This window comes from Mycobacterium sp. SMC-16, from assembly GCF_046250085.1.
Lineage (GTDB): Bacteria > Actinomycetota > Actinomycetes > Mycobacteriales > Mycobacteriaceae > Mycobacterium > Mycobacterium phocaicum.
In genome coordinates this window covers 3,075,680-3,090,044 of the sequence record NZ_CP176427.1, presented here as the reverse complement: position 1 = coordinate 3,090,044, position 14,365 = coordinate 3,075,680, and the positions used below count along the sequence as shown (strand labels likewise).

The following is a 14,365-nucleotide window of genomic DNA, read 5'->3' as shown; positions in this document are numbered from 1 at the left end:
GCGGACGTAGCGTCGAACCGTGGTTCGAGCTGGCCAGCACACCGCGATTCGTCTGCCATGTTCCAGCGCCCGAGGAGATGTGGCTAAGTCCCCTGGGGTGGTGGGAATTCGGGGACGGGGCTGAGGTGGGCGGAGATGTTCAGGCCGTGTCGGTGCCGGTGTTGGGGTGGGCCATCGCGTAGTGGTCAGTGAGTTACGTACCAAAGTGACTCACCGAAGGAAACCGCGCGATGACCCTTGACCATTCTGCCCTGCTCGCTCAGCTCGATGCACTGAAGTCCGCTGACTCGGGTGCGGTGTTCGCCGAGTTGATCCGTTCCGGGTTGCAGCAGCTCATCGAGGCCGAGGCCACCGCGGCGATCGGCGCGGGCCGTTACGAACGCAGCGACGGCCGCACGGTGCACCGCAACGGGCACCGCCCCAAGACCGTCTCCACGACCGCCGGGGACATCGAGGTGCAGATCCCCAAGCTACGGGCGGGATCGTTCTTCCCGTCGCTGCTGGAACCCCGCCGGCGTATCGACAAGGCGCTGCACGCGGTCATCATGGAGGCCTACGTGCACGGGGTGTCCACCCGCAGCGTCGATGACCTGGTGACGGCGATGGGCGTGCAGACCGGGGTGTCCAAGTCGGAGGTGTCGCGGATCTGCGCCGGCCTGGACCGCGAGATCACAGCGTTTCGGGAACGCTCGCTGACCCACACCAGCTTCCCCTACGTGTTCTGCGATGCCACCTTCTGCAAGGTCCGCGTGGGGGCGCACGTGGTCTCCCAGGCCCTGGTGGTCGCGACCGGCGTGTCGATCGACGGCACCCGTGAGGTGCTGGGCACCGCGGTCGGTGACAGCGAGTCGTTCGAGTTCTGGCGCGAGTTCCTCGCCTCGCTTAAGGCGCGCGGCCTATCGGGGGTGCACCTGGTCATCTCCGATGCGCACGCTGGGTTGAAAGTCGCTGTGGCACAGCAGTTCACGAACTCATCGTGGCAGCGGTGCCGGGTGCATTTCATGCGGAACCTGCATACCGCGGTATCGGCCAAACACGCCCCGGCGGTTACCGCGGCGGTCAAGACCATCTTCGCTCACACCGAACCCGACGAGGTCGCCGCGCAGTGGGACCGGGTCGCCGACACCCTGGCCGCGTCGTTCCCGAAGGTGGCCGCGATGATGGGCGAGGCCAAGACCGACGTGTTGGCGTTCACTGCGTTCCCGAAGGCGCATTGGCAGAAGATCTGGTCGAATAATCCGATAGAGCGTCTGAATAAAGAGATCAAGCGTCGGGCCGATGTCGTGGAGATCTTCCCCAATCCGGCGGCGTTCCTTCGCCTGGCCACCGCGGTGGTCATCGAATCCCACGACGAGTGGCAGGTCACCCGCCGCTACCTCTCCGATGTCTCCATGGACGAACTACGCGCCGTGATCGCCGCCAAACACGCCGCGGCAGCACTTGCCAAACAACACCAAATCGCCTAGCGTTCACCATGACTCGTTGATCACAACGCGTGAACCACGCCAGATCCGAAGTCCACCACTCCCCGGGACGCTATCGGAGATGTCATGCCCAGTCGACGGCTAAATGTGAGACGCGTCGTCACGCCGATTCTGGTCGCGTGTCTGTGTACGTTCGGCCTGATGCTGCCGCCATCGGCGGCCGCCGATCAGTTGTCGAACGGGCTCACCGCGACCTGTACGCCCGACAGCGACGTGCATGTGACCTGCATCATCGGTGGCTGCGCTCGCGTGCACGGCGACTACGTCATCGACGCCGTGCACGTCATGTGGAACGGCATCCAGTCCGAGTACGACTTCAAGTGCATCAACGGCGCCACCGCGCGGTGGGGACATGACAACGGTGGCAAGGCATTCAAGATCGGTGTCCAAGGTTGTCGCAAGAAGGACCTCGAGGGCGACTGGTGCGGCCCGTGGGCCGACTACAACTACACGCCGCCCGCCAAACCGCAGGAGCAGGCACCCGTGAAATGCCCGGCGGGATCGAAGACGTCGACGGTGCCCGCGGGCCAGCAGTGTGAAGCAGCGCCAGTGGCAGACATCAAATGCCCTGACGGCTCGCCGACTCCGACGGTTCCGGCCGGGCAGCAATGCGCCGCGATTCCCGAGGTGACCAACGCGATCCAGGCCTCATTCGGCGCCCCGGGTGCGACGAGCGTCGCCTTCAACGTCACGAACACGTCGAACCTCTCGGCCACCTGCAACTACGTCGCTACCACGAACTCGATCAATCCGTTGGCGCCGCGCAAGACCACCCGCCAGTTCAACGTCCCTGCCAACGGGAACCACACCGAGAACTTCAGCGGTGCACCGACTCTCTCCACCTACAACGTCGTGCTGTCCTGCCATGACGCCAGTGGTAAGCAGAAGTCGGAGATGGGCCACGTCGAGACGTCGGTGACGTGGTGACCTGACCCAACTCGGGGGCGTCCTGCCACGGTCGGCAATGGTGCCGGGCCGTGGCAGGGCGGCGTCCGCTTACGTGTAGGCGACGTGGACGTTGTGGATGTGACCCTCGAACGGGAAGGGTGCGCGTTCGCGGTAGTCCATCGATACCGGCGACCCCAGGCAGGTGCCGATGTCGAGGCAGTCGTTCGCGGTGAACAGCAGCGGCGCGCTGATCGGAACCTGTCCGGTGGCCACCGTCTCACCGTCGACGGCGACGGTGATGTCCAGCGGACCGCCGGGGCGTGGCTCGGCGTACCGGGTGGTCACCGTGATGGTGTGACGGCCGGGCGCGATGACGGACTCGGACTGAATCTTGGTGCGCTGCAGGATGAACAGGTTGTACTCATAGCGGATGTGGCCGTCCTCGAGGTAGCAGGTCAGGCCACCTGCGCCGCTGCCCAGTGCGTAGAGCACTCCGGACGCGTTCTCCGGGACCTCGGCGTCGATGGTCACCACATTGTTCTTGTTGCCCAGAGCCGGGGCGCAGAACTCGGGCATGCGGATCATGTCGCCGGAGAACTGCCATTCCCGGAACGGCGGTGCGATCCGCAATTCCGGGTGGTAGACGGGAACCCACAGCCCGCCACCGATGGGCAGCACGGCGTTGCGGGCCGCTTCGATCGCGAACATCTCCCGCATTTGCGCGAGCTTCTCCGGCTGCTGCTCGACGAGATCATTGGCCTGCGACCAGTCTTCGTCCAGGTTGTAGAGCTCCCAGACGTCCAGATCGGGTGTCCACGTCGCGATGCCCGGCGGCTGTCCCGGCACCCACGGCAACCGCGGCCCACGCGCCGACGCGATCCAGCCGTCGTGATAGATCGCGCGGCTGCCCATGATCTCGAAATACTGGGTCTTCTTGCCGCCCGGCGCATTCCGGTCCACCAGCGTTCGCGCGAAGCTGGCGCCGGCCAGCGGCATCTGTGGTTCCCCGTAGACCGAGCGTGGCGGCTCGATGCCCACCAGCTCGTAGATCGTCGGCACGATGTCGTTGCAGTGCAGGAAGTTCTCCCGGGGCACGGTGTCGGCCGCGATCTTCGCGGGCCAGCGCACCGCCAGCGGATTCCGGGTGCCGCCCAGATGCGACGCCAACAGCTTCATGCCCTTGTACGGCGTGCTGCCTGCCCAGGCCCAACCCGCGTGGTACTGATTGTCGACCAGGGGAGAGCCCAGGACATCCAGGCCGCCGAGCTCCTCGAGAGCGTCGATGTGCTGGCGGACGGTCGTCGGAATTCCGTTTTGCGCCAACAACTCCGAGATGGTGCCGTTCTGGCCTTCGCCAGAGGAGCCGTTGTCACCCCAGATGTACAGGAGCAGCGTGTTGTCGCCGTAGCCGAGGGCGTCGAGTTCGTCGGTGATCCGGCCGACCTGCACGTCGACGTGCTCGGCATAGCCGGCGGCGACCTCCATCAGGCGCCGCTGGAACGGCTTCTCGTCCTCGGGGATGTCGTCCCATGCGGGCAGGGTCTCATCGCGTTCGGTGAGTTCACAGTCCTGGGGGATCCAGCCCTTGTCCTTGGCGCGCTCGAACACCCGCTGCCGGTAGGCATCCCAGCCGTCGTCGAACTTACCCGCGTACTTGTCGGCCCATTCCTTCATGATGTGGTGCGGCCCGTGCAGGCAACCGCTCGCCCAATACATGAAGAACGGCTTGTCGGCGTTGAAGGCCTTGTGCCGGCGCAGCCACGAGATGGCGTCGTCGGCCAGATCCTCGGACAGGTGGTAGCCCTCTTCGGCCGTCTTCGGAGGCGCCACCACCGTGGTATTGCGGACCAGGTTGGGCTCGTACTGGGACGCCTCGCCGGCGAGGAAGCCGTAGAAGTATTCGAAACCCAAACCGGTGGGCCAGTTTTCGAACGGGCCCGCCGCGGTGGTCTCCTCGGCAGGCGTGTTGTGCCACTTGCCGAATGCCGACGTGGCGTAGCCGTATTGCTTGAGCACCTCGGCGACCGTCGCGCTGGATCGCGGAATCTTGCCCGCGTACCCGTCCCAGTCGTTGGCGAGTTCGGCGATCTGCCCGTTACCGATCTCGTGATGGTTACGGCCGGTCAGCAGCGACGCCCGTGTCGGCGAGCACATGGCCGTGGTGTGAAACCTGTTGTAGGAGACGCCTTCCGCGCACACGCGGTCGAGGGTCGAGGTGGTCACCTCACCGCCCAATGCGGACGGCAGACCCGGACCCGCGTCGTCGATGAGGACTATGACGATGTTGGGGGTGTCGTCGTGCAACCGCTTGGGGACAGTGCGCGGCTGGTACGTCGACTCCTGCAGTGTCCGGCCGGCAATGCTGGCCGACGGCACCGGTGGGAACGGCAAGACGCCACCGTTCGGCAGCACCGGAGCCACCACACTAGTGTCAGACAACTCGACCCCTCTTTCTGCTGATGCTGCAAGAGACTGTTCCCGAATCCGGGGTCTACTGTGCCGTACGGTACTTACGGTCGCGTCAGCGGGGGAGATGTTTGCCGTGCCGGGTCAGCCCTGATGGCCGTCCAGGAATCCGGTGAGTCCCGACGGGGTGTGCGGACCGATGGCGATCTGTTCGACGACGCCGATCCCGGTGCGCTCACCCATGGTCGCCTTCACGACGTTCTGCAGGTGCAACGATGTGAAGTCCGTCGGATCGAAATCGTCCAAACGGATTGACTCCCGGCCGATTTCGTACTGGCCGTGATTCGACCCGTGCCCCCAGTGCGGGTGCCAGTAGCCGATGCCGCGCATCCGGAACGTGTAGAGCTTCTCCAGTTCGATGTGGGTCTCACCCTCGATGGGGTCGGTGAACCACAGATGGGCCCGCCGGATTTCGCGCCGCCCCGGTTCCCAGTCGAGTTCGTAGCCGACGTTGTAGCACTCGCGTACTCCCACCCGGCTGCACGGTGACGCACCGTCCGGCAGCGGGTCCAGGATCGCGGCGGTTTCCAGCCACCGGCGCCCGTCCTCGTGCTCGTGGAACGCGTAGTGGGTGAATCGGTCGCCGAAATGTAATGGTGCCCACAGCCAGAAGACCTGGAAGGGCATGGGCTGGCGCAACACGGCGAGTTGCTCGCCGACAGGCCGGATGCCCCAGGACCGATCCCGGGTCCCCGGCACCTCGCCCCCGGCCTTGACCGCAAGGTCTTCGCCGTCGACGCTGATCGTCCCTTCCCACGTCCCCCATTGCGTCAGTCTGGTGTGGTCTGTCAGCACGATGCCTTCGGCGGTGCGGCGCTGCTGACGCGGCTCCTCCACGGCCACGGTGGTGGCTCGGAAGGTCAGGTCGCAGGAGATGTTCTGTTCGTTCGCCTCGACGACGTAGCGGATGGTCCGCAGCGGTTCGATGACCTCGATGCGGAAAGGGCCGATGGTCGCCGACCGGTCCAGGGGCATGGCTCCTGACGCGAAGACCGAATGCTCGACACCATCTTTCACCACGCTGAACGCCGCGTCGATGATGCCGCGGACGGGGTAGTGCCCCATGGCCGCACCGAAGTAGAAGTCGCCGTCGCGCTGGTGGCCGTTGAACCAGTAGCGGTCGTAGTGATTGGGGTCGCCGCTGGCCGGCACGCCTACCGGGTCGGCGGACGCGTGGATCGGATAGTCGTCGAACGGAGTCAGCACGGTCGCGTCACCGCGCCGGTTCGTTGATCTTGACCAGCATCTTGCCGATGTTCGCTCCGGTGAACAGCCCGTTGAGCGCGTCGATGCTGGATTCCAGTCCGTCGTAGACGGTTTCGCGATGCACCAGCAGGCCCTGCTGCTCCCAGCCGCTCAGCGCGGCGAACGCCTCATCGAAGCGTGACCACTCCTCGAGTGCGATGAAGCCCTGCATCGTCGACGCCGTGGCGAGCAGGTTCACGTAGTTGGACGGGCCGGGGTGGTCGCCGTTGAGGTACGTGGTGATGATGCCGCACATGACCACGCGGGCCCGATGGGCGAGGTTGCTGAGCGCGGCGTTGAGGATGTCACCACCGACGTTGTCGAAGTAGACGTTGATGCCGCCCGGACACGCCGCCTTCAAGGCGGCCGGGAAGTCGTCGGCCTTGTAGTCGACGCAGGCGTCGAAGCCGAACTCCTCGACCACGACGCGGCACTTCTCCGGACCGCCCGCGATGCCGACGACGCGCGCGCCGGCGATCTTGGCGATCTGCCCGGCCACCGATCCGGTGGCGCCCGCCGCGGCCGAGACGACGACTGTCTCACCGGGTTGGGGCTTTCCGACGCCCGTCATGCCGAAGTAGGCGGTCGCTCCGGTGGGGCCGTAGATGGACATCACCGCGAGGGGGTCGGTGTACCCGACGACCGGCGTGCTGAACAGGTCGTCGCGGATTATCGCGTAGTCCTGCAGCCCGGTCAGCGTCGTGACCAGATCGCCGACTCTATAGGCGTTGCAACGTGATTCGACCACCTCGCCGATTCCGGCCACGCGCACCACCTCGCCGAGCTGGAGTGCCGGGAGGTAACCGGGTTCGCCGTCGAGCCAGGTGCGGGCGGCGGCGTCGATGCCGACGTACGTCGTCCGCAGCAGCGCTTCCCCCTCGCCGGGGACTGGCGCGGGCACCGTCACCATCTCGGTGTCGTCGGGGGAGACCAGACCGTTGGGACGGCGCCGCAGCAGGATCTGACGGTTTTCTCGGTTCATCGTGTCGTTTCTGTGGAGGATCGGCGAGTTTTCATATTGATTATTAAAAGTCCTCTCGGTTATCGTCAACCCCGATGGCCGTGAACAACTCAGCGCGCCGGCGGGGACGACCGCCGCGCATAGACGAGAGCGCCATTGCCGCAGCGGTTTTGGAGATCGGCACCGAGAACGCCACGATGCGCCGGGTCGCCGAACACCTCGGCGTCAGCCTGCCGGGGCTCTACCACCACGTGAAGAACCAGCACGACCTACTGCGCCTGGCGACCGTCAGCGCCCTGACGAATTCACCGCCGCCGCGCTACACCGGCGAGCACTGGGCCACCTGGCTCCGCGACTACGCGACGTACATCCGGACGGTGCTGGCCGCCGAACCCGCGTTGGTGGAGAAGTTCGTCAGTGGTGCGGTCGGTCACGATGTCGAGATGGAGTACACCGCCGACGCGGTCGAAGCTCTTGCCGCACAAGGTTTGTCACCGAGCGATGCGCTTGCGGTGTGGGCGTCGGTGAGCACCATGGCGGTCGGCAGCGTCACCGAGGCCCATCGCGAATACCTGTACTCCGAAAGTGGGCAGCCGTGGCTGGCCCGGATCCTCGCGCTCACCGCCAAGCGTGCGCCGTCGGAGTTTCCGACGTTGCGTGCCATCGCGAAATCGGGCGACGATCCGTTCGGCGACGAGGCATTCCAGCATCGAATCACCTTGTTGCTGGTCGGCATCGCGGCCCATTACGGGCTGTCGCCGGAGCCCTGATCCCGGTCAGGTCGCGCGCTGACCCTTCGACCACGCCCAGGATGCGATCCGCCAGCTGATGCCCTCCCGGCGCATCGCGACGGTGAAGACCGCTCCGGTCTGGGTGATCCGAGTTCCCTTGAGATCGAACGTCATTGTCGCGGGCAGCACGACGTACGCTGCGTCGTCGTTGATGTCGTTGTGCAGCGGATCGCCCACCGCCACATGATAATTCGAGGCTCCGAGGTGCTCGCTCTCGGCCATCACGTCGCGGTACCAGTCCGCTACGGCCGTTGGCCCCAGCCACTGGTGCGGTGCCATCCCGTCCAAGATCGAACCGTTGACAGAGAACATGGCCGACATGCCGTCTGCGTCACCGGCGTTGAATGCGTCAACGTAGGACTGGATGGCATCTAGCGGCGTCGCACTCATTGCGTCTGATCCAAACGTCGGCGTTCCGTGGCAATGCGTCACATTAGCATCGCCCAATCCACCCGGTGGCGAAACGAATCCGGCCTGCCCGGGCGCCGTAGCGGCACCCAGACAGGCCGGATCGTCGTCAGCTTTGCGGCTTGGTCAGCTCCGCGGGTACGTCGGGTACTCGATGCCCGACAGGAACTGCACGACGCGAACAACCTGGCACGAGTAGCCGAATTCGTTGTCGTACCAGCAGTACAGGATGGCCTGATCGCCGTCGACGATGGCGGCGTTGGCGTCGATGATCGACGCCGCACGCGAACCGATGAAGTCGCTCGACACGGCGTCGGTCGCCGCGGTGTAGTCGAGGTTGCGGCTCAGCGGACCCGACAGCGACGTCTCACGCAGGTGCGTGAGCACCTCATCCTTCGTCGTCTCCTTCTTGAGCTGCAGGCTCAGGATGGCGATCGACACGTCGGGGGTGGGGACGCGGATCGAGTTACCCGTGATCTTGGCCTTGAGCTCCGGCAGCGCCTTGGCGACGGCCGAGGCGGCACCGGTCTCGGTGATGGTCAGGTTCAGCGGCGCGGAACGGCCACGACGGTCGGCCTTGTGGTAGTTGTCCAGCAGATTCTGGTCGTTGGTGAACGAGTGGACCGTCTCGACGTGACCACGGATGATGCCGAACTTCTCGTCCATCGCCTTGAGCGGCGGCACGATCGCGTTGGTGGTGCACGACGCACACGAGAAGATCTGCTGGTTGACGTCCTGGCCCAGGTGGTTGACGCCGTGCACGATGTTCGGCACATCGCCCTTGCCCGGTGCGGTGAGGACGACCTTCGAGATGCCCGGACGCAGGTGCTGCTCGAGGCCGGCGCGGTCGCGCCACTTGCCGGTGTTGTCAATCAGGATGGCGTCGCTGATGCCGTACTGGGTGTAGTCGACCTCGGACGGGTCATTCGCGTAGATGAACTTGATGACGTTGCCATTGGCGATGAGGAGGTTGTTCTCCTTGTCGACCTTGATGGTGCCGTTGAAGTGCCCGTGGACCGAGTCGCGGCGCAGCAGCGAAGCGCGCTTCTTCAGGTCGTCGGCGCCACCGCTGCGCACCACGACGGCCCGCAGGTTCAGGCCGTTGCCGCCACCGGCCTTCTCGACCAGCAGTCGGGCCACGAGGCGACCGATCCGGCCGAAGCCGTAGAGCACCACGTCACGAGGGCCCTGCGGCTCGGCCTTGTTGTCGCCGGTGACGTCGGACAGCGCGTCGGCGACGAAGTCGGCTACCGAAAGGCCACGCTCGTCGGCGCGGTAGGCGTGCACCAGCAGGCCGAGGTCGATCTTGGCCGGACCCAGGTCCAGATTCGCCAGAGCCTCCAGGAACGGGAAGGTCTCGACCACCGAGAGCTCCTCGCCGGCGATCTGCCGGGCAAAGCGGTGGGTGCGCAGGATGCTGATCACCGACTTGTTCACCAGCGACCGGCTGTGCAGCAGGACGGTGACGCCGCGCGTGCGGTGCAAGGTGCCGACGATCGGAATCATCGCCTCCGCCAGGGCTTCCTGGGTGTTCCAATTGGCAAGTTCTGGTGTATTCAACTCATCTGTCCTACGGGTCGCTTGGCCGATCGCGCTGAGCAGCGCATTCATGTTAGCGATCGGTATTTCCGGCTCTGCAGGTCGTCCCGCTGGCAGGGCACGTAGGGGTTGACAGGCACGCCGGCCCGTGGGCCGAAACTGTGTCCCAGCAGGCGACTACTCAGTGGATGGCCGGCTGAATCCTGCGCAGGATGGGCACCAAACCGATCAGTGCGACGACGTTCGCCACCACGATCAGCGCGATCGTGTAGGTGGGGGAGATGTCGTAGACCGCACCGAGCAGCCCACCGGCGATGAGCAACGCGATACCGCGCAACAAGGCGAGCCAGCCGAACGCCACAGCCCGGGTGTGCACCGGGACCAGCTCGGTGACGACTGACTTCACGGTGGAGTCGAGGACTCCGTTGACGATGCCCCACACCGCAACGCCGATCCATACGAGGGTCCGGTCGCCGGTGAAGGCAATCGCGGACAACGCGGCGGCAATGGGCACCGCGACCAGAGTGACGGGCCCGCGCTTGTCGTAAACCCGACCCATCACGAGGCCGGCCGCACCGTCGACCGCCATCGCAACCGCGAAGAGGACGGGGACCTGAGCGTCAGACAGCAGCCCGGTGCGTTGGGCGTGGAATGCGAGCAACGGGAACGAGGCGACGCCGCACGACAGCACCCCGATCGTGATGACGTAGTGCCAGAACCGAGCGGGCAACCGCTTCGGTACCGCAGGGCTACCGGCGTCGGGTTCGGTTGCTTCCCGAATGGCCTCCTCTTCGTAGCTCCGCGGATCGGGAACGCGAAAGCGGAGCCAACCCAGCAGGATCAGGACGAGTACGCCCGGAACAATCAGTACTCCGAACGCCATCCGGTAGTCGCCGGCGTGAGCGCTCAACACCGCGGCCAGCAGCAGCGGCCCGGCGATGGCGCCGGTCTGGTCGAGGGCCTGGTGTACGCCGAAGGCGCTGCCGCGACCCGTGCTCGTCGACGCGTGCGACAGCAATGTGTCCTTGGCCGGCGAGCGGACCGCCTTGCCCAGGCGCTCGGTGCCATACAGCAGCAGCGCCGGTACGAGCGATCCTGTGACGCCGATCAACGGGACGCTCAGCACCGTCAGTGCGTAGCCGGTGATCGTCCAGCTCCAGTAGTGCTGGGTCCGGGCCACGGCATAGCCGGCGACAACCCGCAGCCCGTATCCGATGAATTCGCCTGCGCCGGCGACCAATCCGACGACGGCGGCGGACGCCCCGAGGGTGGCCAGATAGGGGCCGATGATGCTGCGTGCGCCTTCGTACACCATGTCGGCAAGCAGGCTCACCACGCCGAAGACGAGGACAAAGTGCCAGGGCTTGAGTGGTCGGCCGGTCACGCACCGATTGTGCACGGGACCCAGGCGGAAGTGTCACCGATGTCCCTGAGACATAACACGTGACAATCATCGAATCCGGCGGTAGACTCGAACACATGTTCGAACATTCTGGCATCGGGGCCGGCGGTGTGCCGGTCCACGATGCCGGCGTGGTCGACTTGATGATCCACTTCGCGCGGGTGTCGAACGTCGCCGAGTGCGGGAAGTTCCGGGCCATCGCGGACCTCGTGGCGTTGCGTGTCGATGATCAGGAGGGCCGACAGTGGTGGGCGTGCGATGGTTGGGACGCCGCCGTCGCCGAAGTCGGCGCCGCGCTGGGGATCGGGAAGCGCGAAGCATCGGGGCAGTTGTCGATCGCGGTGGCGTTGCGGTTCCGGCTACCTCGGGTGGCGGCGGTGTTCGCCGACGGTGGAGTCTCCGCGCGGACGGTCGGCACGATCTGCTGGCGTACTCGTCTGGTCGAGGACCCCAACACCCTGGCCGTGATCGATGCGGCGTTGGCGGGAGCACTGTCGGAGTGGGCGGGGTTGTCGCGCAAGAAGATCGAGAAGAAGATCGATGGTTGGGTGCAGAAGTTCGACCCCGCCGCAGTCCTGAAAGTCCGCTCAGCAGCGCGCCGCCGCGGCGTCGGGGTGGGCAAACCCGATGACGAGACCGGGGTGGCCTCGATCTGGGGTGCACTCCTGGCTACTGATGCCGAACTGCTGGATCGGGTGCTGACCGAGATGGCCCGGCAGGTGTGCGAGAACGATCCGCGGACGTTCGGGCAGCGCCGCGCTGACGCCTTGGGGGTGCTGGCAGCACGCGGGGATCGGTTGGCCTGCCAGTGCGGCAATCCCGACTGCCCGGCGGCTGGGCCTGATGCGCGGGCGACGGCGGTGATGATTCATGTGCTGACCAATGGGCTGCCGGCGCCGGTGCCTGACCCGCTGCTCAGCGGGGACCCGGCCGCGCCGTTGGTGCCCACGCCGGCCCCGTCTGCGCCGGAGCCGGTGTTCACGCCCCAACCTGATCGCGCGCCTGAGCCGGTCTTCGCACCTGCACCTGCGCCAGCAGCCGAGCCGGCGAACGACATGGCGTCGACGCCCATGCCTATGTCCGACCCTGCGCCGGTGGCCGATTCGCGGGCCGCCGAAACCCTGGCGCCTGTTGCGTTCGAACCAGCCAGCGACAGCACGTCCACACCGGTGGCCGACGCGGCGCCCACGCCGGCGACCGCGCCGGTGCGGGCGCCGGTCGGTTATGTCCTCGGCGGCGGTGTGGTGCCGCCGACAGTGTTGGCGGATCTGGTGGCTCGTGGTGCGAAGGTTCGCACGGTCGCCTCCGCCGCCGATTTGGATGAGGTGCCGCGGTACCGGCCGTCGGCCGCGATGGATGAGTTCGTGCGGATGCGGGCGATGACGTGCATGTTCCCGGGCTGCGATCACCCGGCCACCGCCTCCGATATCGACCACACGGTGCCGTGGCCGGCCGGTCCCACCCATCCGGGCAACCTGAACCCCAAGTGCCGCAAACACCACTTACTGAAAACGTTCTACGGCGGCCCCGACGGGTGGCAGGACCGTCAACACCCCGACGGCACCATCGTGTGGACCGCACCGACCGGGCACACCTACATCAGCGTGCCCGAAAGCCGAATCCTGTTCCCCCGCAACATCACCGACACGCCACTGCCCAATCCACCACCAGAGACCGTCGATCTGGACACCACCACGGCCCCCGGCCGGAGCATCATGATGCCCATCCGCCGCCGCACCCGCGCGCAAGACCAGGCCCAGCAGATCGCTTACGAGCGCGCCCTCAACCAAGCCGACATCGACGCACAAGAGGCCGCCCGGGAAGCGTTCGCCCGCCAACGTAAAGAACGAGAAGAACGGGAAGCCGCAGAGGCCGCCGAGGCCGCAGCCACTGCCGAATCGGCAGAGCAACAAGACATCCCGCCACTGCGGTGAATCAGATGGCTAGTGTGCGTGGTCGAACAGAACCAAGGTGTCGGCCAGGTTGCCGTCCACGAAGTAGGCGCGGCAGGTGAAGGGGTCGTGAATCGTGCCGCCGGCTTCGGCCTTGGCGTCGATCGTCCCCGACACGTTCCACACCGTAATGCGGCTGCGGTCAACGCCTTTCAGCGGTTTGTCCATCATCAGCGGAAACATGTCCTGTCCATCCGTCTCCAGCGCGCCGGCAACCGACCGAACGCCGGAAAGTTGGGCTGAATCGGGCGATGCCAATTGCTTGCGCACGTCGGCCTGGCATCTGTCGCGGGCGACGTCTTGCGCAGCACGCGGCTCCGGACCCATGAGGCCGAAACCGCGGGTTTTCACGCCGATCACCGCGAGGACCGCCAGCGTCAGCACACACACTGCCGCGATGATGAGGAGCCGGCGCGCACGACGACGCTCTCCGTGGTCAGCTGTCATGGCCCGAACGTAACCTGCGTCGCGTCGCACCCGGTCACAGGCTTGCCGGATGGGAAGTCATGCGGGTCGACGTTCGGGATGACGGTGTCCCAGCGGTACGCGTGTTGCGCATCGGCGGCGCACCCTTCGTTGGCGGTGTCGTACAGCACCCGGAACGTATGTGGGTCGGCGCCCACGATAGCCCGGTCCTGGTAGTAGGCACGCTGATCATCGACGGCGTAATTGAACACGCTGTCGTTGAGGCGACGGAAAGTCGCCGCGTTCGCCCCGGCGATCGCCTCGCAGCGGTAGTAGGCGGTGTGAATGTCCTTGGCATAGTCCAGGTTTCGGTCGTCGGGGGAGAATCGCAGGATCTCGAAGTGCGCTGGGTCGTCCGAAATCTCGCGGTCCTTGCAATAGACACTCCGACCGTCTTTTGCCAGATCGCTGTTGATCGGCACGAAATGGTCGGGGTCGTTGCTGAGGGGCAGAGTGCCGGCCCAGATGTGGTTGCGGTCCTTGGCCCAGCCGTAATTCAGCCAGTCGAATGTGGCGGCATCGGCACCGGGGATCTGAGCCCCTCGGTAGTAGGCGTGCGACTTGTCCCGTGCGTAGCCGCTCGAGAGTTTGTGGAAGGACTCGGCGTCAGCGCCTGCCACCACCCGGGGTGACGAGTCGATGCCGGCGGTCCAATAGACCTTGCCGTCCTCGACGTAGTACCCGCCGACGACCTTGGGACTGCACGCACCGACGAGTGCGGACGCGGCGATGCACAGCACGGCAGCCAACCGACGCATGTCGAC

General features: G+C 65.9%; 12 protein-coding genes. 4 read left to right on the top strand and 8 right to left on the bottom strand.

Translation table 11 applies throughout. The features are described from left to right. Positions 1–230: 230 nt before the first annotated feature. Positions 231–1,466, top strand: coding sequence for an IS256 family transposase (locus ACJEIK_RS14910; protein WP_036437208.1), 1,236 nt, complete (start codon positions 231–233; stop codon positions 1,464–1,466). Between the two features lie 159 nt (positions 1,467–1,625). Beyond that, positions 1,626–2,411 (top strand): hypothetical protein, encoded by a 786-nt coding sequence (locus tag ACJEIK_RS14905; RefSeq protein WP_131808687.1) that lies wholly within the window; start codon positions 1,626–1,628, stop codon positions 2,409–2,411. A gap of 69 nt (positions 2,412–2,480) precedes the next feature. On the opposite strand, the gene ACJEIK_RS14900 is transcribed toward ACJEIK_RS14905, so the two are convergent. From ACJEIK_RS14900 to ACJEIK_RS14890, 3 genes are all read right to left on the bottom strand, one after another. Beyond that, on the bottom strand, positions 2,481–4,811 hold the full coding sequence (locus tag ACJEIK_RS14900; protein ID WP_267325860.1) for a sulfatase-like hydrolase/transferase: 2,331 nt from the start codon (positions 4,809–4,811) through the stop codon (positions 2,481–2,483). 111 nt (positions 4,812–4,922) lie between these two features. After that, positions 4,923–6,044 (bottom strand): hypothetical protein, encoded by a 1,122-nt coding sequence (locus ACJEIK_RS14895; RefSeq protein WP_409429916.1) that lies wholly within the window; start codon positions 6,042–6,044, stop codon positions 4,923–4,925. A gap of 7 nt (positions 6,045–6,051) precedes the next feature. Beyond that, on the bottom strand, positions 6,052–7,065 hold the full coding sequence (locus ACJEIK_RS14890; RefSeq protein WP_409429915.1) for an NADP-dependent oxidoreductase: 1,014 nt from the start codon (positions 7,063–7,065) through the stop codon (positions 6,052–6,054). A 74-nt stretch (positions 7,066–7,139) separates the two neighbouring features. Between ACJEIK_RS14890 and ACJEIK_RS14885 the strand changes: the two genes are divergently transcribed. Beyond that, positions 7,140–7,814 (top strand): TetR/AcrR family transcriptional regulator C-terminal domain-containing protein, encoded by a 675-nt coding sequence (locus ACJEIK_RS14885; RefSeq protein WP_061006067.1) that lies wholly within the window; start codon positions 7,140–7,142, stop codon positions 7,812–7,814. A 6-nt stretch (positions 7,815–7,820) separates the two neighbouring features. On the opposite strand, the gene ACJEIK_RS14880 is transcribed toward ACJEIK_RS14885, so the two are convergent. From ACJEIK_RS14880 to ACJEIK_RS14870, 3 genes are all read right to left on the bottom strand, one after another. Further along, entirely contained in the window at positions 7,821–8,225 is a 405-nt protein-coding gene (locus ACJEIK_RS14880; protein WP_061006066.1) for a YybH family protein, read from the bottom strand. A gap of 144 nt (positions 8,226–8,369) precedes the next feature. Next, positions 8,370–9,803, bottom strand: a complete 1,434-nt coding sequence (locus ACJEIK_RS14875) for a glyceraldehyde-3-phosphate dehydrogenase (protein WP_061006101.1) — start codon at positions 9,801–9,803, stop codon at positions 8,370–8,372. A 160-nt stretch (positions 9,804–9,963) separates the two neighbouring features. After that, on the bottom strand, positions 9,964–11,166 hold the full coding sequence (locus ACJEIK_RS14870) for an MFS transporter (RefSeq protein WP_212811442.1): 1,203 nt from the start codon (positions 11,164–11,166) through the stop codon (positions 9,964–9,966). A gap of 95 nt (positions 11,167–11,261) precedes the next feature. Between ACJEIK_RS14870 and ACJEIK_RS14865 the strand changes: the two genes are divergently transcribed. Then, positions 11,262–13,118 (top strand): DUF222 domain-containing protein, encoded by a 1,857-nt coding sequence (locus ACJEIK_RS14865; protein ID WP_409429914.1) that lies wholly within the window; start codon positions 11,262–11,264, stop codon positions 13,116–13,118. 9 nt (positions 13,119–13,127) lie between these two features. Here ACJEIK_RS14865 and ACJEIK_RS14860 read toward each other — a convergent pair whose 3' ends face one another. Both ACJEIK_RS14860 and ACJEIK_RS14855 read right to left on the bottom strand, forming a co-directional pair. Continuing rightward, positions 13,128–13,520: a hypothetical protein gene (locus ACJEIK_RS14860; protein ID WP_226521989.1), complete on the bottom strand. Its 393-nt coding sequence runs from the start codon at positions 13,518–13,520 to the stop codon at positions 13,128–13,130. A gap of 59 nt (positions 13,521–13,579) precedes the next feature. Beyond that, a complete protein-coding gene (locus ACJEIK_RS14855) occupies positions 13,580–14,359 on the bottom strand; it encodes a DKNYY domain-containing protein (protein ID WP_409429913.1) in 780 nt (259 codons plus the stop codon). Positions 14,360–14,365 lie beyond the last annotated feature (6 nt).